The organism is Psychrobacter sp. H25 (genome assembly GCF_059076335.1).
Map to the genome: position 1 here is coordinate 2817100 of NZ_JCACRV010000001.1, position 23767 is coordinate 2840866.

Below are 23767 nucleotides of genomic sequence, written 5' to 3' on the forward strand. Positions count from 1 at the left end.
ATGAGCCAATGCACGATATAATTGTATAGTTATGTCGTACATTGGCTTGCGTGTTCACAATATAGCCACTACTATACTAAACATTAGTAGAATAATATCGCGTATCCGATATCTGTTGATATGATTTATATTCAGGTAGTAAATGGAGCCAAAATGGCAAATCATAAAATGTTTAAGAAATGGCTGGTCCTGAGCGCTATTGCTACCGCTTTGACGCTCATTCCTCGGCGCAGCAGCCGCAACGCTGACACAGAGGTATCCAATAAAGACTGCAACAAAGCCAGTGATCAAAGTAGCTCTCATGATGATACGAACGCTAATTAGATCACGTATTAAATAGGCAGTGCAGGCTTTTTATATTGGGTTTTATAGTTAGCGCATCAGCTGTTAATATAGTCATTGGTATAATATGATGATTGATAAGGTATTTTGCTAAAACAGTTATTTTGGAGCATATCAATGGCGGCTACCGAGTCATCGACTCTCGATAAAAAAACATCAGTCAGGATGTATCCCCTCATTGATACACATACTCATTTTGATACGCCAGTATTTGATGATGATCGAGCTTGGCAGGTACAGCGTGCTTATAGTCAAGGTGTACGCCATTTAGTGTTGGTAGGTTACTTATATCAGTATTTTGAGCGGATGTACGACACTGAGCAGGTACTGAACAAAGTACTGAGCAAAAAAGCATCACAGTCTTCTGCCAGCGATATTCAATATCAGGACGAACTTTATATACATACTCATATTGCGCTGGGTTTGCATCCTTTTTACATCGAACAGCATACTGACGAGCACATGATAGCATTGGCACAGATGGTGATAGAGCGCCGCCCTTTAGCTATTGGTGAGATCGGCCTAGATACATTTACTGATGCGATGAAAGCGCCTAGTGTATTTGCTAGGCAAAAGCGCTTTTTTGAGGCGCAATTAGATATTGCAGTGACCCATAAATTGCCAGTGATGCTACATATTCGTAAGGCACATGCCGAAGCACTCGCTATATTAAAAGCGCATGATTATGATGCACATGAATTGGGCGGTATTGCCCATAGCTTTAGCGGCGGTGAACAAGAGGCCAAGGCTTTTGTAAAATTGGGATTTAAGCTGGGCGTTACCGGTCAGATTACCAATCCAAATGCCAAAAAACTCCGCCGTGCGATTACAGCCGTTGTTGAAGAGTATGGTATAGCATGTTTGGTGATAGAGACTGACTGCCCAGATATGACGCCTATGATGTGTCAAACATCGCATGATGAGCATTCAGAGTCTGGACAAAGCCCCTATAATGAAAGAGAAAATGCCCATAAGCACGATAGAAATGTCCCTGCTAATTTGCCTTGGGTGCTAATAAGTCTGAGTGAGCTATTGGGCGTATCACGTGATAAACTTGCTAAGCAGTTGTGGCAAAATAGCTGTGACGCCCTAAAAATAACATGGACCTATCCGGCATGACTAATCTTGCATGACCATGAGAGACGATAGGAAAATGGAAAAGGCGAGCGGCTAGACGCAAGTCATAAATGTCGTGGTTAGCACATAAAGCAATAGTTATCATTAAAAAGAGTAATTCGAACCGTTATGAATGAAACACAACAATTTGAGCCGCCAAAATTAAAAGAAAACGCTCTAGTACAACGCGACGCTGATCAAGAAAGTGAGCAGTATGATCGCCGTTTTCAAGGGACGCGCACGCTCTATGGTACGTCAGCGGTAGATACTTTTGCGGCAGCTCATGTCTACGTTATTGGCGTAGGGGGTGTGGGCTCTTGGGCCGCTGAGGCACTGGCTCGAACAGCAGTAGGTACCATCACTTTGATTGATTTGGATGTATTGGTCGCCTCTAATGTCAATCGGCAGCTACCTGCTTTAGACAGTAGCTTTGGTCAAAGTAAGATTGCGGCAATGGCAGCACGTATCAAAGAGATTAACCCCAAAGTGACGTTGAATCTTATTGATGATTTTTTGACAGTAGATAACGTCGCTGCCCTACTACCAAGTCTTGATGATGCAAAAGCTGCTGCCAAGCAAGGTAAGCCCATAGTAGTGTTAGACTGCGTAGATGACATGAATGCCAAGCTAGCAATCGCACTGCATTGCCGTTTTAATAAACTAAAGCTCGTCTGTGCGGGCGGTGCAGGCGGCAAAATAGATCCAAGTCAAGTTAGAGTAAGCGATTTGCGCGACAGCTATCAAGATCCACTACTGGCCAAACTGCGCAATAAATTACGTCATGAAAAAGGCATCAATAGCGCACTAAAAGACAAGTTCGGCATCAAGTGTGTTTATTCTATAGAGCCGCCACATGTAGACAAGAGTTGCCAAGCAGGCGGTTTGCAGTGTGGAGGCTATGGGTCAGCAGTGGTTGTCACATCGGTAGTAGCAATGATTATGGTCAATGAAGCATTACAATTATTGATAAAACAGACGAGCCATCAACCGAGCGTCTGATATTATTTAATGGAGTCTACCTTGTCTATATCTAACTCACCCAAACAAAGTTACCCAGTCGCGGTAGGTGAAATAGAGCGTATCAATAAGCTCAGAAAATATCAGGTGCTCAATGAAGACGAAGAGCCAGCATTTGATAGACTGGTCGACCTTGTAAAGTTATTCTTTGACGTACCCGTGGTCACGATCACTTTTATGGACGAAGAAACGCAGTATCTAAAACCAGCCTGCAAATTTGAGACGATGTCTGAGAGTGTCAGTACAGCACCACGCGAAATGGCTTTTTGTAATTACACCATACTGTCTGATGATGTGTTAATAGTACCCGATACATTGGAAGACAGCCGATTTAGCCAAAGCCCAATGGTCACAGAGTCGCCATACTTAAGGTTTTATGTTGGTGCCCCAATTTTGCTACATGAAGACAATAAAAACTATCGTCTAGGTACGTTGTGTCTCATGGATATCAAGCCAAACCATAATTTTGATGCCCAGCAAGAGCAAATATTAGCGCAGTTTGCCATGATGGCAGCAGACGCATTGCAATTACAAGACAAACAGCGTGATGCCAAGCATGCCAATGAAATGAAATCTAGTTTCTTGGCCAACATGAGTCATGAAATACGCACGCCAATGAATGGCATCATTGGTATGGTAGAAATGCTGGGTGATACCGAGCTTAGCGCTGAACAACGAGAATACGTGGATAATATTAAGGTCTCAAACGAGCATCTGATGGTGATTATCAATGGTATTTTAGACTTATCGAAGGTTGAATCGGGCAAAATGACCATCGATTCTATCCCATTGAATTTATCGACATTATGTAATGAAGTGGTCAGTCTGTTCTCTATCAAAGCACGTCAACGAGGTTTGACGTTAGATTATCATTATACTGAGTCATTATCGCCTTACGTGAAAGGAGATCCAGTACGCCTTAAGCAAATCATAGCAAATCTGGTCAACAATGCGATAAAGTTCACTCGTGAGGGTGGGCGCGTGAGCATCGATGTCAGGCATATGGACAACTGTTATTGCGAGGAGATTGACAAGACTGGCGGCAATAAGAGTGTGGTAAACAATAAGTCTGACAAAAATATGACCTTGTGTATTGAGGTGACAGATACGGGTGTTGGTATCAAACCTGAATCGTTAGAAGCAATATTTGATGCTTATGACCAAGCCAATAAGTTTACGCATCGCCTCTATGGTGGCACCGGTCTAGGTCTTTCGGTCTGTAAGTCTCTGGTTGATCTGATGGAGGGTTATATCCATGTGGAGAGTAGAGTGGGAGTGGGTACGACCTTTCGTGTTCTATTGCCTTTGCCAACTATTGATGAGAACAAGTACGAAACATGGCAAGACTCTAACGATCTAACATTGATAGAGCCGAGCCATGAGCGTGCAGGACATATCTTGTTGGTTGAAGATGATGCCGTCAATGCAATCATTGCCAAAAAGGCGCTGACCAATAGTGGTCACAAGGTGACGCATGTGACAGATGGTCAACAAGCCATTGAAGCTTTTGCACTATTCCCCAACCGCTATGATGTTATCTTGATGGATCATCACATGCCGATCTTGGATGGCGTACAGGCAACGATCAAACTCCACGAGCTTTATGACCCTCAAGATCTGCCGCCCATTATCGCACTGACTGCCAATGCTATGGATGGCGAGCGTGAAAAGTACTTAAAAGTTGGTATGCAGGATTATTGCACCAAACCCTTTAAACAAGAGCAGCTTAACGCTTTGGTACAATACTGGTTGATGCAGAAGCCGCCATTAGAAGAAGAGTAAACAGTAGACAGCATTTATAGTAACGCCGTGGTGTAAACGACTAATTTAGCAGTAAAGCGATAGTTATAAAAACAAAAAAGCTTAACCACTCTATTGGTGGTTAATCTTTTTTGTTGATGATAGTGATACAAGTATCAGCTGCCAGCTAGGCTTACAGATCGGTTAGCTCACACGAGTCTGATAGTCGCCAGTACGAGTATCAACACGAACAACTTCACCTTGCTGCACAAATAGAGGAACACGTACAACGGCACCTGTCTCTAGCTTGGCAGGCTTACCGCCACCACCTGACGTGTCACCGCGTACGCCAGGATCAGTTTCCGTAATCTGCAATTCAACAAAGTTAGGCGGCGTGACTGATAATGGGGAGCCGTTGAACAGAGTGATGGTACACAATGCATTACTGTTCTCTTTTAGCCATTTAGGAGCATCACCGATGGCGTTTTTGTCAGCTTGAATCTGCTCAAAGCTTTCAGGATGCATGAAATGCCAAAACTCACCATCGTTGTATAGATAGTTCATTTCAGTATCCATCACATCAGCGGCTTCTAAACTATCGCCTGATTTGAATGTTTGCTCTAATACCTTACCGCTACGAAGGTTACGCAATTTAACGCGGTTAAAGGCTTGACCTTTACCAGGCTTTACAAACTCGTTTTCAAGAATGGCACAAGGGTTGCCATCAAGCATAACTTTTAGACCAGCTTTGAATTCATTAGTAGAAAAACTTGCCACAAGAGACTCCTAGGGGTTGTAATAGATGAGGCTGACTATACCAAAAGCTATTGTTCAGCCAAGTATTTACGTATCAGCGGGTATACTTTGATAGGGTAGACACTAAGGGCGTATAATATCGGATTTTGGGTACAGGTAGTAGGCTGTCATGATAAACCATTTAATCACACAAAAAAACTGGCAAAATCAATTATCCGAAGCCATTACGTCCGTTGACGAGCTGCTGAGTATCCTACAGCTGGAGTCATTGCGTGCCGATGTCTATATACCCAAGCATTTTGCGCTACGTGTGCCGCGCGCTTTTGTAGCAAAGATGGTCGTGGGTGACCGTGATGATCCGTTATTAAAGCAAGTACTGCCGGATCAGCAGGAACAAATCAACGTCACAGGCTACGTGGCCGATCCTTTGAGTGAAAATACTCAAAACCCTATCAAGGGCATGCTACATAAATACCAGTCGAGAGTCCTGTTGACAATTACGGGGGCGTGCGCCATTCATTGTCGCTACTGCTTTCGTCAGCACTTTGACTATAGCGCCAATATGCCTACTGCGGAGGCAAAACAAAATATCATCAATTATATTGGCGAACACCCCGAGATTAATGAAGTGATTTTAAGTGGAGGTGATCCATTAAATGTGAACAACAGACGCTTATTTGCATGGTTAGATGCTCTTGAGTCTGTTGCGCAGCTCACTACGATTAGGCTGCATACCCGCTTGCCACTCGTCATCCCAGCGCGTTTAGATACCGATCTATTAGATAGACTGTCTCAAAGTCGTTGCCGTATCGTCATGGTGATCCATTGCAATCATGCCAATGAGATTGATGAATTAACAGCTGAATACTTGCAACGTGCCCGGGCAGCTGGCGTTACGCTATTGAATCAGGCAGTGTTATTAAAAAGTGTCAATGACACTGTCGACGCACAAGTGCAGCTTAGTCAGCGTTTGTTTGCTTCTGGCGTATTACCATACTATTTGCATGTGCTAGATAAAGTTGCTGGTGCCGCACATTTCGATAGCGACGAGCGGTCGTCAATTGAGCTTTACTGGTCACTATTATCAGCATTACCAGGATATTTGGTACCTAAGCTGGTGAGAGAGCTGCCGAATAGACCGTTTAAAGTGCCGATTGACATTTACAGCAAGACTTAGTTTAGGCAATATGGTGCTTTGAATAGCAAACAAAAAGCAATTATTGAAAGCGCGCGTACTATTAAAAGCGAGTGTGCCAGTTGTTGTGACAACATAGTGCATATGGTAATAGTGCGTAAGGGAGTTGTATTTGCTTATAAAAGCTACCTCGTTGTGCTTAGATACTAGAATTCATAATACAGCCTGTCCTTATATTTGATAATGTGTATCTATCAACTCGATTGTATAAATACTTATGAGTGTAGGTACTGCTCTTTATAGCGTTATTACATTTATATTCTGTACCTCATGGAACGCTATTTTTTGTGATTGCGTACTTTTGCACGTTCGTTCAAAGCGACTGATATTGACTGATAGTGAGTAGTAATACCAATGATAACGTTATCCATGTTTCAAGAGCATTTGTCTTCTACTGTAGCATTGCCAATATCGTCAAATCGATCAGTAAACGGTCAAGAGCGTTACTTAGTCAAGCTACTGACCACGCTACCATCACAAACGCCTGAGGAGCAATACCAGCATCTAGAGAGTGTACTCATAGCTTTACGAGAAGCTCATATAGATGAAGATCAGCGTCTCAAGTTGATGGCATCAGTACTTGACGCTTCAATTCGATTGATTGCTGCTTTACGGCAACAGTATATTTATGAGACAGGGGTGTTCGATGAGGTTCAGCTAGGCTATGTCGCACAAACCAAGTCGTTACATTATCTCATCATCATGGTCTATGATAGGATCATACGCCAACAAGATTCAGAGCCTAATACTGGGTCTAAACGCTCTTTGGGCAATGGCTGGCAGCGTTATTTCAATAATAAGAAATCTTCTAATACGTTTGCTATTGCTATTTACCAGTCTTTGTCCAGCTATCAAAAAATACTGGCAGAAGAGGTACTCTGCTATCGACCACCGGCAAGTTATCTGTGGTCAAAAATCAATCAGCTGTATCATCTGGCCTATCAGCACCGCATAACCGATATTGATTTGGGTATAGACGCGGCTGTCCCTCATGCAAACAATATCTATCAGCTATATTGTCAAATCTGTTTACACAGTCTGCTAAACCTACGCGGTATGCGTCGCACCAATATTTTGCTAGTGCAGCGTTTTTTGCCTGAATGGGCAAAGCACATGGTCGCGACAACAGAGCCTACCACCAGAACACGCGTATTTGTTGATTTGGAAGCTCATTACCCACCAAGCTATCTCACGGCTAACTCTGAGATAAACCCTTATGAAGAACATCGCACTTGTCTATTCTTAGAGCTGGCACCGATGATTGAGTATTTTGATTCACGCAAGCAGGCTCTACTTGGAGATAGTAGTGCAGCGTTAGAGTACGGTTTGCTCAATACAATCGCATCAACAGTCAGTTATCGTTACTTACAGCCTCCGCTTACTTTGCCTACCAAATATAGCAAAAAACAAGAAGCGCTATTGGTCACAGGTTTTAATGATATTCATTACCGTGTGGGCGATTTCAACAGCTTTGCTAATTTGGTATCAATAAAAGAGCTAGCAGAGGAAGAGAGACCTCGTTATGACACATTTGGTAAAGAGCAAAATAGCAACAATCCGTTAAATATTAGAGTATTTGATAGCCATGATCACCTTTCACTGTTTCGTGCGCTGCAACTGTTGCCAGAAGCAGATGGGCCCGAAAAAGAGAATGCTGATAGCCCTGATCAAGTAATAGCTGAAGATGACACTTCTAGAAATGCACCGCCACTATTACATCTCATGCGTTTGTTTTTGATCTGCCACTCTACGGCAACAGAACAAACTGACTGGTCAATAGGTGTCGTGCGCTGGACGAATCTTGATAGCAAAGCCCCAATCATAGAATGGCAAGTGCTCGGACATAAACTTGTGGCTTGCGGCTTGCGTCTAGAGGGTAGAGAGCTACGAAACCGTCACTTTGTACCTGCATTTATCTTGGGTAGGGACGAGCAACTAAAAACCACGAGTACGCTCATCGTACCGCCTTCTTACTTTCAGAACAATGACCGAGTCGTTATGCGTATTGGTAGCAAGCAAACACCATTACGCTTGGGAAACAAGATACTGATGACTGATGAGTTTAGTCAGTATGAGATAGTTCAGTTGTAGCCTACGGTATTTTTGTCAAAAAGCAGACACATGTTGATATGTGGAGGTTTTGGAGGGTTTCTTCGCAGAATCCTAATAAACAAGAAAGGTCATAAGTTAATCTGCAGCTTGCCGAGTTATTGTCTATAATGATGGATATTGTTATTCTAATTGATACCCTATTTAATGTAACCAAAATTAGTTAACCAAGCGTATTATACAGAGCAAGGCTCAGTTATTATTATGATAATCGCCAAGCTTATTGTTTTCTGTGCTAGGTTTATTTTTGGAAAAGGTGTCAGGTTATTAGAAATAATAGATAAAAATACGTCCATAAGATTAAAAGGCTTCCTATGCGCACTCAGTCTACCTTAAACTTGTTAGTTATCAATGATGATCAGCTTTACGCGGAACGTCTTGTGCAATTGCTTAGCGGTTATTATGACAGTGTGAACTTAGGATTTTTAGACGATAAAGAAGAGTTGTTAAAAGTACTACGTCAACAGTGGGACGTTCTCGTATTTGGCAAAGCCTATGATATGAGCTTTACGGATGTGGTGAGTATCGTACAAGAGCAAAGTATCGATTTGCCAATGATTTGCTTAGTGAATGAAGAGACGGCAGCAGCGGTCTCTAATGATGAAGGGCTACCTGCTGTTGTTAGTGGTACGATGATTAAAGCGCTTAGGTTTGATCAAGAGCTGCCAGTAGTTATGGCTATCTGTCTGCAGCACAGTAACTTGCGCAGTCGCCGTACGCTAAAAACCTTACGCCAAGTGCTCTCTGAATCAGAACAGCGTGCCAATGTTTTGATTAAGAACTCAAAAAGTGCCGTTGCTTATATCGATGAAGGCATTCACATCTATGCCAACGACCCATATCTGCAGTTATTTGGCTTTAAATCGATGAATGATGTCGTTGGTGTGCCAGTAATTGATTTGATTTCGGGTGGAAGTAATGTCAAAGGTTTCAAGCAATTTTTGCGTCAGTTTGATAAAGGCAGTCGCAAAGATGTAGAGTTTAACTTTGAGAGTGTACGTACTGATGGCAGCACCTTTGAGGCAAAGCTACAAATGGCTTCAGCGACACTTGAGGGTGAGCCGGTCACTCAGATTATCATTCAACAAAACCAGAGTAACAGTGCAGAGGTTGCTAAGCGCTTAGCTGAAGCTGAGCGCACAGATAATCTGACAGGTCTTGATAATCGTCGCGGCTTTGAGGAGCAAATGGTGGTAATACACCAGCAAGCGACTCAAGGGGAGCTGACAGCAGGGCTGCTGTATGTGCAACTCGATAGCGTTGGTAAGATTAGAAGCAGTCTTGGTTTGAAAGGGATTGATGCAACCGTCAAACAAGTGGCTTATATGTTAGATGAGCTCATACCTGATGGGCACGTCAGCCGCTTTAGTGATACTGCATTTATGATACTGGTCAAAAATAAAAGTACCGCTGATCTTGAAAAGCTCGCAGCACATATTGGCTCTCGTATCAGTGAGATGCTCATCGAAGTCGATAAGCGTACGACCAGTACGACCGTCAGTATCGCAGTGGTCAAAATCGAGAAAAATACCGCTGAGCCTACCATTGTACTCGAGCGTGCCATGGAAACCATCAACCATATTATGGTAGAAACCTCTAATCATGGCGGTACCTATCATATATACGATCCAAGCGAACACGCCAACAGTGATGACCATGCGCTTGCTGAATCGTTAGTTGACGCTATCACTAACAACCGCTTTGAGCTGTCATTTCAACCAATCTATGATATTGATCGGGATCGCAGTGACTTTTTTGAAGTGTATCTACGCCTGCCTCTCTCCGATGCCGAAAACACCGTATTGACACCAGATCAATTTATGACTGTGGCCAAGAGCCACAACCTACTAGAAAAGATAGATCGCTGGGTACTTATTAACGCCTGCAAAAAAATCAATGATGTACGCAAGCACCATCCTGAAGCCAGACTGTTGATACAGCTGACGAGTGCAACCTTGGTCGATAAAAAACTACCCAACGTTGCAAGCCAGTTGATCAAGGCAGTAGGCGGTGCCGCCGGTGTATTAACATTACAATTCAATGAAAAAGACATCGTTGATCACCTAACTGTAGCCAAATCTCAGTTCTCCGCTCTGAGTGAAGTTGATTGCCAAATGGGCATTAACAACTTCGGATCTTCTGCCAAATCTATCGAAATTGCCAGTTTGGTACAGCCAGATATGGTGCGTCTGGCGCGCAGTTACGTACAAGATATCAATTCAGCAGATAACTTAGATACTGTCAAATCACTCATCACAAGTACCAATGAGGTGAAAGTGGATGTGTTGATGCCTTATATCGAAGAGGCGGCGACCATGTCGGTTGCATGGAGTGTTGGTGCGCGCTATCTACAAGGGTACTACTTAGAAGAGCCTAGTCAGACGATAAAACTAGAAAGCCATGCAGCAAGTTAGAAAGTTGTGATGCTAAAGTTGTAATGACATAGACTCTTTATCACTGACACTTACCAACCAAAGATTGCCCAAATGCCACTTATTAGTAAATATCAAATAAACAGTCTTTTTGCCGCTGTTTTGTTGCTCACCGCGTGTGAGAGCAGTATTCCGCCTGACCATCGAGACCCAGTGACCCTACCTTTATATACAAAAGGTGATGTTAAAAATGGCTTGGTGGTTTACAAAGAGGCGTGCGGTCAATGCCATCAGCTCAATGCAGGTCTGAATAAAAAAGGCCCACAGCTCATGAATATATATGGTGCGCCAGCTGCCGAACTAAAAGATTATGACTATAGCAAAGGACTAGAGTCATCAGGGTGGGTATGGGATGCCAAAACGCTTGACCCTTATATTGCGGATGCACAAAAAGCCATACCAAACTCAAAAATGCTATCTGACCCCATGCCAGATGCCAAAGAGCGTGCAGACGTCATTGCTTATCTATCTACCCTCCGCGCTGAGCCTCCAGCAGTTGCAGAGGATACAAACTGATGCTAACTGTTGAACGTTATGACATAAAAATGAGCCGATAACTGACTATGACCCAGACCGCGAACGATATATCATCATCCAACTCTCAAAAAACAGCAGCGACGCCTAATCAGTCCATGCCGACTACTGCTGACTTTCAATATAATCAGCAAAAAATTGCACAGCTGATGGCCCAGTTGAATCAAATCGTATTGGACAAGCCTCAAGCCGTTAAACTTGCACTTAGTGGTATCTTGGCAGGTGGGCATCTGTTATTACAAGATTTGCCGGGCATGGGTAAAACAACGCTGGCTCAAGGATTGGCTCAGCTATTAGGGCTGAGCTTCAGCCGCGTGCAGTTCACTAATGACATGCTACCTGCTGATATCTTAGGTATGAGCATCTACGACCAAAGTAAACAACGCTTTGAGTTCCGTCCTGGGCCTGTCTTTACCCAGCTATTACTCGCTGATGAGATCAATCGCTCTAGTCCTAAAACGCAAAGTGCGCTACTCGAAGCAATGGAAGAGCGACAAGTGACTCAAGATGGTCAAACGTATCCCTTACCGCGACCGTTTTTTGTCATTGCCACCCAAAACCCATTACAGCAAGCAGGTGTTTATCCACTCCCTGAGTCACAGCTAGATAGGTTCTTATTATGTTTATCACTAGGTTACCCATCACCTATAGCAGAGCGTGAGCTGCTAAGAGGTCAAGATCGTCGCGAGCTACTAAAAGATTTAGATGCAGTACTTGATACTGACGCGGTACTGATGGCTCAGCAAGGTGTTAGACAAGTGTATGTGGCAGATGTTGTGTTGGATTATTTACAAAGGCTCGTTGCAAAAACTCGAGCAAGCCAGGAATATCATGGACTATCACCGCGTGGCGTACTGTCGCTACAGCGTGCTGCCCAAGCTCATGCCTATGTATCGGGGCATATGGAGGTGGTACCTGAAGACATCCAAGCGGTGTTTGCAGCCGTAGTGGATCATCGTCTGGGCCAGCGCTTCGTGCCTGCACATGTGAGCGGTGGACAGGCAACCAAAACGATCGCACAGCGTATATTGGCAGAAGTGTCAGTTACTGTTTAACTGTCCATACTGTAGCTCGAGCAGTGGCTACAACAAATGGCTACATTCGTCGGTTGAAGACGAGTATCACAGTCAATCACATGGCAAGAGTAGGGTAGTCATGAGCTTTTTACCAAAGGCCTTAACCGTACCAATCAAGTCAGCACTGAGCCGTTGGTTTGCTTCTCGTGCACCCAAAAACGATAGTGCCACCCTCAATCTACGCAATGTTTATATTTTTTTTAGCCGTGAAGGCATGCTATTTGCTGTGCTATTAGTGATCACCTTTATTGCGGGTGTCAATTATGGCAACAACTTGGTGCTTGGTTTATGTTTTTATCTGGTCAGTGTCTGGCTGATTAGCTTCCATGTGACTTTTGCGCACATATCCGGTCTACATATTCGTCTATTAGACGTTACGATGACTCAGGCAGGTAGTCCTGCTTGGGTGACGTTACAGTTAGATAGCAAGAGTCGTCAACCACGCAGGCAGCTGCTATTTGAATTTGAGACATCTGCTGATCGTAAAGATAAAGCAGATACGGATGATCAAAACGCTATCCTTATTACCAGGCTACAAGGTGAGCAAATCATAAGGCTACCCGTGCAGACAAGCAATCGTGGTCAATTTGAGCTACCACGGTTGACCATCAAAACTGTCTATCCTTTGGGTATCATGCGGGCATGGTCTTATGTCTATTTTGCGCGTAAAGCTTGGGTATACCCCAAGCCTGAAACCTTTGATTGGCAAACTCAGTATGCAATTGCAAGCATGGAAGATTTGCCAACAGGCGGTCAGTATAGGCAAGGGCAGGACGACTTTGAGCGCCTAGATAATTATATAGAAGGGGAGTCATTGGCGCGTGTCTCTTGGAGTCACGTAGCACGGGGACAAGGAATGTTTACTAAGCATTTTGCGGATCCTGTTGGTCATGAGCAGACATTAGATTATGCAGATATGCCAGCTGCGCATCATGAACAAAAACTGGCGCAACTGGCTCATGGTGCGTTAACGCTCGGTCAGCTCGGTGTGCCCTTTCAAATGCGTTTACCCAATGATGCTCCTGCTACCGCAGTGATGGGTGACGGTGAGGTTTTTGCGCAAGCGTGCTTGCTAAGGCTAGCGAAATCACCATGACCCAATTTAAGCAACCTCCAGCGACTGATACTACAGATATGGCAAGTTTTGAGCAGTTGTCACTTGGGTCTCGCACCCGAGCGAAAAATAGTACTCAAACGCTCCACCGCGTAGCAGATAACAAAAAATGGTATCGGCAGCTGCTGGCATTACCAGCGTACTACTGGGTCCTAATCGCTCAAGTGGCAGTCATATTACCGCATGCTGCTCACTTGCCGTTGTGGTTAATAGGGTTTGCTGTTGTCAGTATTGTTGGGCAATTGCCACGTATCAAAAGACGATTCAAAAAAATATCTCATCTAAAGCGTGTCTATCAAGGCATGCAAATGCTAGGTTTTTTGCTGGGGTTGGTCGGTCTGTGGCTGACTTATAACACCGCTTTTGGTTTGGACATGGGCGTGGCATTTTTGGTGCTATGCTTGGTCAGTAAACTTTGGGAATTATACAAACGCCGCGATGCTTACGTGGTGCTGAATTTATCATTGTTTGTATTGGCTGCTTTATTTTTGATGGATCAAGGCTTGATTACCACGCTAGAGGTCATCATTGGTGCCCTCATCGTCTTATTGGCATTTATCGCGCTCAACGATGATAGCAATGCTCGCGGTGATGGACGCATACGTACCTTGGGGGTATTGGGTATTGGCGCGTTACCTTTATTGGTAGTGCTGTTTTTATTTTTCCCGAGATTGCCGCCGCTGTGGTCCGTACAGTTGTCAGGTCAGCAAGCGATTACAGGGGTCTCTGATAGCATGTCACCTGGTGATTTTGCTAATTTAGGTCAGTCGACCGAGCTGGCTTTTCGCGTAGAGTTTGAAGATGAGCGTCCACCGCAGCAGCAGCTTTACTGGCGCGGTTTGGTATTTAGTGATTTTGATGGGGTAACTTGGCGTCCAAGCCCTCAGGCAAGCCAGTGGTCAGTAAGATCACAACCACCTATGTGGATCCAGAACGCTTTTGCTACTGTTCCTGAACAAGTGCAAGCAGCACCTACTCGATATCAAGTTATCCTAGAACCTACACAGCAAAACTGGTTGTTTGGACTAGATTATCCTTTCTCTCAGCAACCAGATATCAACATCACGTCCAACTTTACGTTATCCAAAGACCAGCCGGTGACGCAGCAGCTTCGCTACGATGTAGTGCAGTTTGCGCCGATGCGTATAGATCCAGTGTTAGCAGAAGCATCCCGGCGCTCGAACCTTGCGCTGCCTAATGAAGGTAATCCGCAGGCACGCGCGCTTGCTAAGCAGTTGTTTGCGCAGTCAGGCTCAGATCCGGTGCGCTATATGGCTGCTATCGAGCGCTGGATCAATCAGACAGAGTTTCGCTATACTTTATCGCCGCCGCCACTGAATACTAATCGTATCGATGAGTTTTTGTTTGAGACCAAAGCAGGGTTTTGCGAGCACTATTCTTCAAGCTTTACCTTTATGATGCGGGCAGCTGGTATCCCTGCGCGAGTAGTAGCAGGCTATCAAGGCGGTGAGCCGAGTCGTAATGGTAACGTATGGGAAGTGCGTCAAATGGATGCACATGCATGGACTGAGGTATGGCTTGAGGGTCAAGGCTGGGTGCGTGTGGATCCGACGGCATTTGTCGCACCTGAGCGTGTTGAGCAGGGCATGAATACGATGACCCAGCAACAAGGGGCCGCCATGTTTGGCAGTGGTGCTAGTGCTCAAATCAGCTATCAGCAGTATCAAATGCTACAAACATTAAGGCGCTTATCAGACCAAGCAAGCTATTACTGGCAAAAAGATGTCGTTGGCTATGATCAAGACAAGCAGGCAGACTCGCTATTAAAATGGTTCAATATCAGATCAATCACGCAGCAAATCATTTGGTTAGCAGCCAGTGCTGTTATTATTATGGCAGTCTTAGTATTTATCATATGGCAGCGCCGCCGCAAACGCTGGCATCCAGCGGACTTGCCACTTGCACAGCTCTCAAAACGTGTGGGTAAACGTGATCAATCGCTGGCTCGAGAGGACAGTGAGGGGCAACTGGCGTGGCTAGAGCGTTTGGCTATTGCTATTGATAGTCGGCTTGACGGCAACACTCCTCATGCGACAAGTAAGTTGACAGACAGTGAAAACCCGATAACGATTCAGACCAAGCTCATTGAAATTAGACAAGACTACCGTCAGTTACGCTATGGACGCTTGAGTACCTTTGATACCAGTCATAGCGAGTATCAAAAAGCACTTCAGCAACTCAAGAAAAACGTACGTGAATTACTCTAAGGTTTTTGGGTTTGGTGTCACTGATTTACTTGTGATCAGAAATGCCCATGCCAACATTAGAGCAGTTGTTAGAGTAGAACTCGATGCAGCATGCTAATTCAGTAAATAAGTAAGAGATTGAGATATGGCGATATATGTAGATTTTGTGCAGATACCATTCAAAGGCTATAAATGGTGCCATATGCTTGCAGACAGCCTGCAAGAGCTGCATGATTTTGCGGCATTGATTGAGGTAGATGCACGCTTGTTCCACCGTAATGCCAGCTATCCTCACTATGATATTACGGTACAAATGCGCGAAAAGGCTATTGCCCAAGGCGCTATTGTTGCCGATAGGAAAAAAATTATTGAGTGTGCCAAAAAGTTAAAAGTAGAACTTAATGACCAGATAAGGTGATCTGGTCGTCGTTCATTTCGATTTTTTGAATCAATCGCTAGCGCTTTTGCCAAATTAAGTGAATAGCGAAGCGCCTTATTTTACGGCTGCCGTGCTGATGGCATCGAGTGCTTTTGAGATATTAGCAATCTCAGTATCGCAGCCTTTGATATTGTGGCGTGTCTTAAGATAGTCAGGGTTGTTGTATGACAACCATACCTGGTTACCGGCATCTTCACTGATGAGTATTTTTTGTGGTAGATCAATAGCAACGGTCTGTTCACAGTTCATCAAGGGCGTACCTGCTTTAGGGTTCCCAAACATAACAACTTGTGTGGGTCGCAATGACAGATCGACACTTTGCGCATTTTTTTGATGATCAACGCGTGCAAATACTTTCATACCTTTGCTTTCGATAACTGAGACCAGTTTATCAGCAGTAGCTTGGACAGAGTGATTGCTCTGTAAAGTGACCAAGCCTTTTTCGGCATTTATAGACGTCGCGGTTTTGGTCATAGCGCCTGTCGTATCCGTGTTATCTAATAGCGTATTGATACTGGCACAGGATGATACGGCGATTGCTAGAGCAGTGATAGAGATGATTTTTATCATAGTTATATCCTTTTAGGTTATCCATAAGTGAGTAACATCGAATAGTCATTGTGCGTAATCAATTTGGTTATTGCAACACACCTTCATAGATGACTAAGCCAGCTGCTCTGCCAAATAATCAACCAATAATCTAATCTTTGGTGATAACTGGCGGTTGTGTGGATAAATGGCCCAGATACTTTCCTCAGGCTCTCTATAATTATCCAATACGCTTATCAGCTCTCCAGACGCTAGATATTTTTGTACATAGTAGTCAGGCAACTGTACGATACCAAGCCCTTTTAGGGCTGCGTCAACCAGACTATAGCCGCTGTTATATTGTACGGTACCAGAGACGCGCAGGTTTTTTTCTTTACCTGTATCCTCACTGACACGTGGGCCAGTATCTATAAAGTGCCAGTAATCTCGAGTGCCAAGTAAGCAATTATGCTGACTGAGATCATTGAGCACTGTTGGTATCCCATGTTTATCAAGATAAGCAGGCGCTGCACAGACAAAGTTGGTACGCTGGCTGAGTTTTTTTGCCATCATTGTTGAGTCGTTTAATTTGCCAATACGAATAGCCAAATCATAACCTCCTTCAATCAAATCGATTTTTTGATTACTCAAAAAAGCACTCACTTCAATATCTTGATACTGCACCATAAAATCATTGATTAAAGGCAGCAATTGTTGCTCGCCATAAGTCACAGGTGCAGTTAGTTTGATCTTGCCTTGAGGCTTTGATTGCAAATTACTTACTGCTTGCTCAGCGGCATCTAGCCCATCGAGTACACCGCGACAATGCTGATAAAAGACGCGACCTTCTTCGGTAAGTGAGACCCTGCGCGTGGTTCGATAGAGCAGTTTGATATTCAAACGCTGCTCTAAAGCGCTGATTTGCCGACTAACTTGAGCCGTTGAGATGCCAAGCGCTTTTGCCCCTTGTGTAAAGCTCTCGTGCTCTGCCACACACACAAACTCACTGATGCCTTCCCAGCGCATGATTATTACCAATATGTAAAAGATATTTGCAAATATAGCATATTGTTATCGCCTCAGAGATAAATATAATGGTCAGCAACAATGTATAGAGATGGTGCTTTCCTTTTATAGAGGCTTGCCTATAGACAGCAGGCAAGATAAGCTCAATCTATCTTTAGTCGTCTCAGCGATGACAGTCGTAGCTATCGAGCCGAGTAGATAACCGGATGAAATAACGAAAAAGGTGTGACGGTGGTTTGCTAAGTCTGCACGACACCGCAACTCACAAATAACAATCAACTAAAAGAGAGACTCCTATGTCAGATAAATTTATCAAATCAAAAGCCGCCATCGCTTGGGCACCAAATGAGCCACTATCTATCGAAGAAGTCGACGTGATGCTACCGCGTAAAGGTGAAGTGCTGGTCAAAATCGTCGCAAGCGGCGTCTGTCACACAGATGCGTTCACCTTATCTGGTGAAGATCCAGAAGGCGTATTCCCTGCGATTTTGGGTCATGAAGGTGGTGGTATCGTTGAGCAAGTTGGCGAAGGCGTGACTAGCGTAGAAGTTGGCGACCATGTTATTCCGTTATACACAGCAGAGTGCGGCGTTTGTAAAATGTGCCGCTCAGGCAAAACCAACCTTTGCTCTGCGGTGCGCGAGACTCAAGGTAAGGGACTGATGCCAGATGGTACCACACGTTTTTACAAAGACGGCGAACCAATCTATCACTACATGGGCTGCTCAACGTTCTCTGAATATACGGTATTACCAGAAATCTCATTAGCCAAAGTTAATAAAGAAGCACCATTAGAAGAAGTTTGCTTGCTTGGTTGCGGTGTGACCACAGGCATGGGCGCAGTCATGAATACGGCAAAAGTCGAAGAAGGCGCAACCGTGGCTATCTTTGGTCTGGGTGGTATCGGACTATCAGCAGTAATTGGCGCTGCAATGGCAAAAGCCCAACGCATCATTGCCATTGATATCAACGAGAGCAAGTTTGAACTGGCCAAAAAGCTAGGTGCAACCGATTGCATTAACCCGAAAGACTATGACAAGCCGATTCAGGAAGTCATCGTTGAGCTGACCGATGGCGGGGTTGATTATTCATTTGAATGTATTGGCAATGTCGATGTCATGCGCTCGGCGCTAGAGTGCTGTCACAAAGGCTGGGGCGAGTCAGTCATCATCGGTGTCGCTGGTGCCGGGCAAGAAATCTCAACGCGTCCATTCCAGTTAGTGACAGGTCGCGTCTGGAAAGGGTCAGCATTCGGCGGTGTCAAAGGTCGCACAGAACTACCAGGGTATGTAGAGCGTTACCTTGCGGGCGAAATCCCATTGCAGGATTTCATCACGCATACGATGCCAATAGAAGATGTCAACGAAGCGTTTGACTTGATGCATAAAGGCGAGAGCATCCGTACGGTTGTCAATTTTTAAGCGTCGCTACTGATGATGATGTCAGAATCGAGTTTTTAACTTGACGACTGCACAATAAAAAAGCTGCTTCGATATTGAAGCAGCTTTTTCGTATGTTATGTCTAAACACAGGCTCTTAGCTTGGTGTATCAAGTGTTTTGCTTGCTAATGATTCGGTCCGTTAGTGTCAATAAGTCTGCTGCGGTCAGATCTGGTACGGGTACATTTGGCGCGCTCAGCATCTCATTGTAAGGCCGCGTCAAAAAGGCACCTCGGCAACCTGCCGCTTGGGCACCGATGGTATCCCAAAGGTGACAAGCAACTAAGCACAAGTCCGACGTCTCAACAGCAAGCGTATCAGCTACCATCTGGTAGGTCTCAGGCGCTGGCTTGAACTTACTAACGGTTTCAACACTAAAATGTTGTTCAAAGAACTGGCTTAGCCCTGCTTTTTCTAACGGCGTAGGAGATGGGCTACTCGCTGAGTTGGTGAGCGTCACCAGTCGGAACCCTGCCTCCCGCAAACGTGTAAGGGCAGGCGCCGCATCAGGATGAGCAGGCAGCGCGCTCATTCTTTCTTTGAACTCATTGATATCGTTGTCTGTCAGCGTCACTTGTCTGATATCAGCCACCATCTGCAATGCGCCAACACCAATCTCACCAAAAGGTGCATACAGACCAGAGAGTGTCATTGTCTGCGAATACAACACCAGCTGAGCAAACCATTCGCGTAATACTATCTGCTTACCAAAAACTCGCGTAAAAAATGGCGTAAGCGTGTCGATATCCAATAGCGTTTCATTGACATCGAACACGATAATCGAAGGAAAGTTTTTAGAAGACATAAAGTATCCCTTTTTATAATGATTTTTTATAACGACAAGTGATTTACTCAGCCATGTTAGCCAGTTGCTCTAAAATACTGACATAGTTCTCGACACCTTGAGCACCACTGACCAAATGACGTTCATTAAAGATGATCGCTGGTACACTTTGGATGCCCTGTTGTTGCCAGTGTTGTTCTTCTGCTCGTACTTCTTTTGCAAAAAACTGACCTTCTAATACCGCTAACGCTTCACTTTTATCAAGACCAGTCTCTGCTGCAATATCAGCAAGTACATGGATGTCTGAGATGTCTCTATTGTTAGTGAAGTGCGCGGTAAACAACGCTTGTTTTAAGTCATGCATGCTGCCTTGTTGATCTGCAAAATGCAGAAGCTGATGCAAATTAAAGGTATTGTGCATGCGTGTGTCGTCATTGAAGTTGAACTCAAAACCAACCTCACGACCGGCTTCGGTCATTCTGACTCGGCTCGCATCTGATTCTTGTTTGGTCGAGCCATACTTTTCGATGATGTGCTCGCGTAAGTTTTGACCCTCGTCTGGCATATTTGGGTTCAGCTCAAACGGATGCCAGTGGATAGTATGTTCTGTATTGGTTTGCTCAAGTGCTGCTGCCAATTGACGATAGCCAATGACACACCATGGGCAGACAACGTCAGAGACGATGTCTATACGGAGCGTGTTTTCTGATGGTTTCATAAGTCCTCGCAGGGATTTTTATTGGTATGTTGTGTGATAAGGCAACGACAGGGGTATGAGGGACAGTTGTCTAGATAACCCTGCTCACTGCAAAATAGGTCAGTTCATACTAAGAGAATGATCGAGTGATTACAATGTATCCTCTGCAGCCAGCGTTACCACTTAGGTAGCTTAATTGTAACTGTCACCAATGAGACAAATAAGTCTTTTGCAAACTCTGACTGGTGTCTAAGATGGTTTAAAGTATTAATAATAAAGCATATGAAAAATTAACCCATTTATCACGGTCATAAAAAGGGTGGTTGTCTGAGATGATCTTATATATGAGCAATGACAACTGATAACGTAGGCTAACAAATAAACCACGTTAATATCGGATACCTAATCAATAATAGAGCTCTAACCACAAATAAAATTTTAATTATAGGAGTCATATATGAAAAGTATCACTGAAGCAATGAAATGGCGTTACAGCACCAAAGAATTTGATACCGATAAAAAAATATCAGCAGAAGACTTTCAGAGTTTAAAGGACATTTTGCGACTCAGTCCGTCAAGCACTAATATTCAGCCTTGGCACTTTGTGATTGCTGATGATGAAGCTGGCAAAGCTCGAGTCGCCAAAGGCACTGAAGGTATGTATGAGTTTAATGATGCCAAAGTAAAAGATGCTTCGCACGTCATCGTATTCTGTAGCCGTGTCTATGCTGATGATGAGTTTTTACAGGAAATATTAGACAAAGAAGATAGTGATGGTCGCTTTGCAGAACCAAAATTCAGAGAGCAAATGCATCAAACGCGCAAAATGTTCTTGGATATTCGCCGTTATGAGCAAAAGGATGAGCCGCATTGGTTGATTGAACAGCTCTATCTCAATATGGGTGCACTGCTACTGGGAGCTGCTACTTTGGGTATTGATGCTGTGCCGATGGAAGGCGCAGATTTAAAAGCGCTTGATGAAGAGTTTGAATTACGTAGTAAGGGCTACACAGCCGTTGCCATCATCTCGCTTGGTTACCGTAGCGAAGATGATTTCAATGCTGAGTTACCCAAATCTCGCTTTGACGAAGAGACCATTATCACAAAGGCTTAGTTTATAGTGTTTGGTTCGCAACTTGTTTGTGACCACTATTCTAAATTAGCTTTTTAAGAGCCCTATAAGCTTTCGTTTATAGAGCTTTTTTTTATCAAAATTTATTCAATCTGCTGTCTTTTTCTAAGAACGTATTGCTCGCATCACAAAGTATATTGTCAGATTATCAAGCCTAAATTTGAGTACTTATAGACAACAACCAACCTATATTAGGCATCAATAGGTGGTTAATTATAGTTGATGCAAATGATTATCAATTAACCTGCAGCTATTGGTAATGCTCGCTTACAGAACTTGCTACGGTTTAAAAACTACACTGTAATAACTACAAAGTAAAAACAAAACAAGTTTTTTGGTACGTCATAATGGATTTATTGTCGCTGTAGCTACAAGGCGATCTTTTCACCCATTATATTCATCTGCCAGCGAGAAGCCAGCATGTCTACCTTGACGTTAACAATCAATAAGCAGGATTATCAGCTCGAGAATCTTGACGCCCGTACGACACTGCTCGACGTCTGTCGTCAGCATCTACAAATTACTGGACCCAAAAAAGGCTGTGATCACGGTCAATGCGGTGCTTGTACCATGCTTATCAATGGTCGCCGTGTCAACTCTTGTCTTACACTTGCCATCATGCATGATGGCGATGACATTACGACGATCGAAGGTATTGGGATGCCAGACTCGCTCTCGGCGTTGCAGCAAGCCTTTAAAGATAACGATGCTTTTCAGTGTGGGTATTGCACACCAGGACAGATTTGTTCGGCCACTGCATTAATAGAAGAAGTAAAACAAAATTGGCCAAGCCATGTGAGCACAGACTTACAACATCCTGATGGTCTACTGGTACAAGAAATCGCTGAGCGTATGAGCGGTAATATCTGTCGTTGCTCTGCCTACCCAAATATTATTAAAGCCATCTCACAAGTACTTGAAAGTGAGATGTCAGAGTCTGCTGCCCAGACCAATAACACCTCCACACAAAATTCAAGCGTGACAGGTATTTGGTCACCGCCGCCAAGCGAGACGCAACTTGGTAAAGCTTCAGCAGCCAATAAGAATACAAACAAAGAAACAGTAACTGGTACGACAGGAGGCCGCTCATGAAACGTTTTGAATACAGCCGTGCTGATGCACCAGAGCAAGCCGCAATATCTGCAAGTACCAAAGATGCTTCTTTTATCGCTGGTGGTACCAACTTATTAGATCTTATGAAACTAGAGATCGAGAGCCCAATCAAACTGGTCGATATCACCCGTTTAGAATTAGAGCAGGTTGAGACTACTGATAATGGTGGTTTACGTATTGGCACGCTAGTCACCAATAGTGATCTAGCCGCCCACCCTGACGTGATTGCCAATTATCCAGTATTGTCGCGAGCAATTTTGGCAGGGGCGACCGGTCAGCTACGTAACAAGGCGACTACAGGTGGCAATTTCTTGCAGCGTACCCGTTGCTACTATTTCTATCAAACAGACAGCGCTTGCAACAAGCGTGAACCGGGCACAGGGTGTCCTGCTATCAATGGGGAGAACCGTACTCTAGCTGTCTTAGGTACCAGTGATTCATGTATTGCTCAGCATCCATCCGATATGGCAGTGGCAATGCGCTTACTAGATGCGACGATAGAGACGGTTAAAGCAGATGGCTCGACTCGTGCTATCGATGTCAAAGACTTTTATTGTTTGCCAAAAGACACGCCGCATATCGAAAATGTATTGGAGGCAGGTGAGCTGATTACCCATGTTGTACTGCCAGCTCCTATTAAGGGTGTACATACTTATGACAAAGTACGTGACCGAGCCTCTTATGCTTTTGCACTGGTCTCTTGTGCAGCAGTGGTAGATGTTGATGACAGTGGTAAGCTGAACACAGTACGTTTGGCATTTGGTGGTATTGGTACTAGGCCATGGCGCAATGAGGCGGTTGAAGCATTATTGACAGATACCGATGGCAACAATGACGTCATCACACAGGCAGCCGATCTGCTATTGAGTGATGCCAAAGGCAATGGTCAGAACGACTTTAAAATACCATTGACGCGTCGCCTACTAAAACAAGTCATTCAGCGCGCACTAGCGGGCGAGGGAGCATAATT

General features: G+C 44.3%; 21 protein-coding genes. 16 read left to right on the forward strand and 5 right to left on the reverse strand.

Annotation, left to right across the window (positions count from 1 at the left end):
- The first annotated feature begins 153 nt into the window (after positions 1 to 153).
- The 4 genes from AC5JPO_RS11565 to AC5JPO_RS11580 all read left to right on the forward strand — a co-directional run bounded on the left by AC5JPO_RS11565 (position 154) and on the right by AC5JPO_RS11580 (position 4257).
- Positions 154 to 324 (forward strand): hypothetical protein, encoded by a 171-nt coding sequence (locus tag AC5JPO_RS11565; RefSeq protein ID WP_443525850.1) that lies wholly within the window; start codon positions 154 to 156, stop codon positions 322 to 324.
- A gap of 183 nt (positions 325 to 507) precedes the next feature.
- The gene (locus AC5JPO_RS11570) at positions 508 to 1461 is read left to right on the forward strand and encodes a TatD family hydrolase (protein WP_443526056.1); all 954 of its coding nucleotides are present in this window, start codon (positions 508 to 510) and stop codon (positions 1459 to 1461) included.
- Between the two features lie 126 nt (positions 1462 to 1587).
- Entirely contained in the window at positions 1588 to 2457 is an 870-nt protein-coding gene (locus tag AC5JPO_RS11575) for a tRNA threonylcarbamoyladenosine dehydratase (protein ID WP_443525852.1), read from the forward strand.
- 21 nt (positions 2458 to 2478) lie between these two features.
- The gene (locus AC5JPO_RS11580) at positions 2479 to 4257 is read left to right on the forward strand and encodes a GAF domain-containing hybrid sensor histidine kinase/response regulator (protein ID WP_443525854.1); all 1779 of its coding nucleotides are present in this window, start codon (positions 2479 to 2481) and stop codon (positions 4255 to 4257) included.
- Between the two features lie 162 nt (positions 4258 to 4419).
- Here AC5JPO_RS11580 and efp read toward each other — a convergent pair whose 3' ends face one another.
- Positions 4420 to 4992 carry an elongation factor P gene (efp, locus tag AC5JPO_RS11585; RefSeq protein ID WP_443525856.1) on the reverse strand — a complete coding sequence of 191 codons (573 nt, stop codon included), beginning with the start codon at positions 4990 to 4992 and terminating at the stop codon, positions 4420 to 4422.
- A 148-nt stretch (positions 4993 to 5140) separates the two neighbouring features.
- Between efp and epmB the strand changes: the two genes are divergently transcribed.
- From epmB to AC5JPO_RS11625, 8 genes are all read left to right on the forward strand, one after another.
- A complete protein-coding gene (gene epmB / locus AC5JPO_RS11590; protein WP_443525858.1) occupies positions 5141 to 6148 on the forward strand; it encodes an EF-P beta-lysylation protein EpmB in 1008 nt (335 codons plus the stop codon).
- A 387-nt stretch (positions 6149 to 6535) separates the two neighbouring features.
- Complete coding sequence (locus AC5JPO_RS11595) at positions 6536 to 8257, forward strand: cyclic-di-GMP receptor FimW-related protein (protein WP_443525859.1); 1722 nt, start codon at positions 6536 to 6538, stop codon at positions 8255 to 8257.
- A gap of 332 nt (positions 8258 to 8589) precedes the next feature.
- Positions 8590 to 10689: an EAL domain-containing protein gene (locus AC5JPO_RS11600; RefSeq protein WP_443525861.1), complete on the forward strand. Its 2100-nt coding sequence runs from the start codon at positions 8590 to 8592 to the stop codon at positions 10687 to 10689.
- 72 nt (positions 10690 to 10761) lie between these two features.
- A complete protein-coding gene (locus tag AC5JPO_RS11605; protein ID WP_443525863.1) occupies positions 10762 to 11223 on the forward strand; it encodes a c-type cytochrome in 462 nt (153 codons plus the stop codon).
- 116 nt (positions 11224 to 11339) lie between these two features.
- The gene (locus AC5JPO_RS11610; protein WP_443526057.1) at positions 11340 to 12296 is read left to right on the forward strand and encodes an AAA family ATPase; all 957 of its coding nucleotides are present in this window, start codon (positions 11340 to 11342) and stop codon (positions 12294 to 12296) included.
- A gap of 100 nt (positions 12297 to 12396) precedes the next feature.
- Positions 12397 to 13413 (forward strand): hypothetical protein, encoded by a 1017-nt coding sequence (locus tag AC5JPO_RS11615; RefSeq protein WP_443525865.1) that lies wholly within the window; start codon positions 12397 to 12399, stop codon positions 13411 to 13413.
- On the forward strand, positions 13410 to 15659 hold the full coding sequence (locus tag AC5JPO_RS11620; protein ID WP_443525867.1) for a transglutaminase TgpA family protein: 2250 nt from the start codon (positions 13410 to 13412) through the stop codon (positions 15657 to 15659). Before AC5JPO_RS11615 ends, AC5JPO_RS11620 begins: the two co-directional genes overlap by 4 nt.
- 124 nt (positions 15660 to 15783) lie before the next feature.
- Entirely contained in the window at positions 15784 to 16056 is a 273-nt protein-coding gene (locus AC5JPO_RS11625) for a DUF4031 domain-containing protein (RefSeq protein WP_443525869.1), read from the forward strand.
- Between the two features lie 75 nt (positions 16057 to 16131).
- On the opposite strand, the gene AC5JPO_RS11630 is transcribed toward AC5JPO_RS11625, so the two are convergent.
- Both AC5JPO_RS11630 and AC5JPO_RS11635 read right to left on the reverse strand, forming a co-directional pair.
- Positions 16132 to 16647 carry a DUF302 domain-containing protein gene (locus AC5JPO_RS11630; RefSeq protein WP_443525871.1) on the reverse strand — a complete coding sequence of 172 codons (516 nt, stop codon included), beginning with the start codon at positions 16645 to 16647 and terminating at the stop codon, positions 16132 to 16134.
- 93 nt (positions 16648 to 16740) lie between these two features.
- The gene (locus AC5JPO_RS11635; RefSeq protein ID WP_443525873.1) at positions 16741 to 17631 is read right to left on the reverse strand and encodes a LysR family transcriptional regulator; all 891 of its coding nucleotides are present in this window, start codon (positions 17629 to 17631) and stop codon (positions 16741 to 16743) included.
- A gap of 311 nt (positions 17632 to 17942) precedes the next feature.
- Between AC5JPO_RS11635 and AC5JPO_RS11640 the strand changes: the two genes are divergently transcribed.
- Complete coding sequence (locus AC5JPO_RS11640) at positions 17943 to 19052, forward strand: S-(hydroxymethyl)glutathione dehydrogenase/class III alcohol dehydrogenase (protein ID WP_442967661.1); 1110 nt, start codon at positions 17943 to 17945, stop codon at positions 19050 to 19052.
- 128 nt (positions 19053 to 19180) lie between these two features.
- On the opposite strand, the gene AC5JPO_RS11645 is transcribed toward AC5JPO_RS11640, so the two are convergent.
- Both AC5JPO_RS11645 and AC5JPO_RS11650 read right to left on the reverse strand, forming a co-directional pair.
- Complete coding sequence (locus AC5JPO_RS11645; protein ID WP_443525875.1) at positions 19181 to 19876, reverse strand: haloacid dehalogenase type II; 696 nt, start codon at positions 19874 to 19876, stop codon at positions 19181 to 19183.
- A gap of 43 nt (positions 19877 to 19919) precedes the next feature.
- Positions 19920 to 20573 carry a DsbA family oxidoreductase gene (locus tag AC5JPO_RS11650; protein ID WP_319051329.1) on the reverse strand — a complete coding sequence of 218 codons (654 nt, stop codon included), beginning with the start codon at positions 20571 to 20573 and terminating at the stop codon, positions 19920 to 19922.
- A gap of 436 nt (positions 20574 to 21009) precedes the next feature.
- Between AC5JPO_RS11650 and nfsB the strand changes: the two genes are divergently transcribed.
- The 3 genes from nfsB (at position 21010) to AC5JPO_RS11665 (ending at position 23765) form a co-directional block, all read left to right on the forward strand.
- Positions 21010 to 21666 (forward strand): oxygen-insensitive NAD(P)H nitroreductase, encoded by a 657-nt coding sequence (gene nfsB / locus AC5JPO_RS11655; protein WP_443525877.1) that lies wholly within the window; start codon positions 21010 to 21012, stop codon positions 21664 to 21666.
- Between the two features lie 438 nt (positions 21667 to 22104).
- Entirely contained in the window at positions 22105 to 22776 is a 672-nt protein-coding gene (locus AC5JPO_RS11660) for a 2Fe-2S iron-sulfur cluster-binding protein (protein ID WP_443525879.1), read from the forward strand.
- Entirely contained in the window at positions 22773 to 23765 is a 993-nt protein-coding gene (locus AC5JPO_RS11665) for an FAD binding domain-containing protein (RefSeq protein ID WP_443525880.1), read from the forward strand. The genes AC5JPO_RS11660 and AC5JPO_RS11665 overlap by 4 nt, the downstream gene beginning before the upstream one ends.
- The last annotated feature ends 2 nt before the right edge of the window (positions 23766 to 23767 follow it).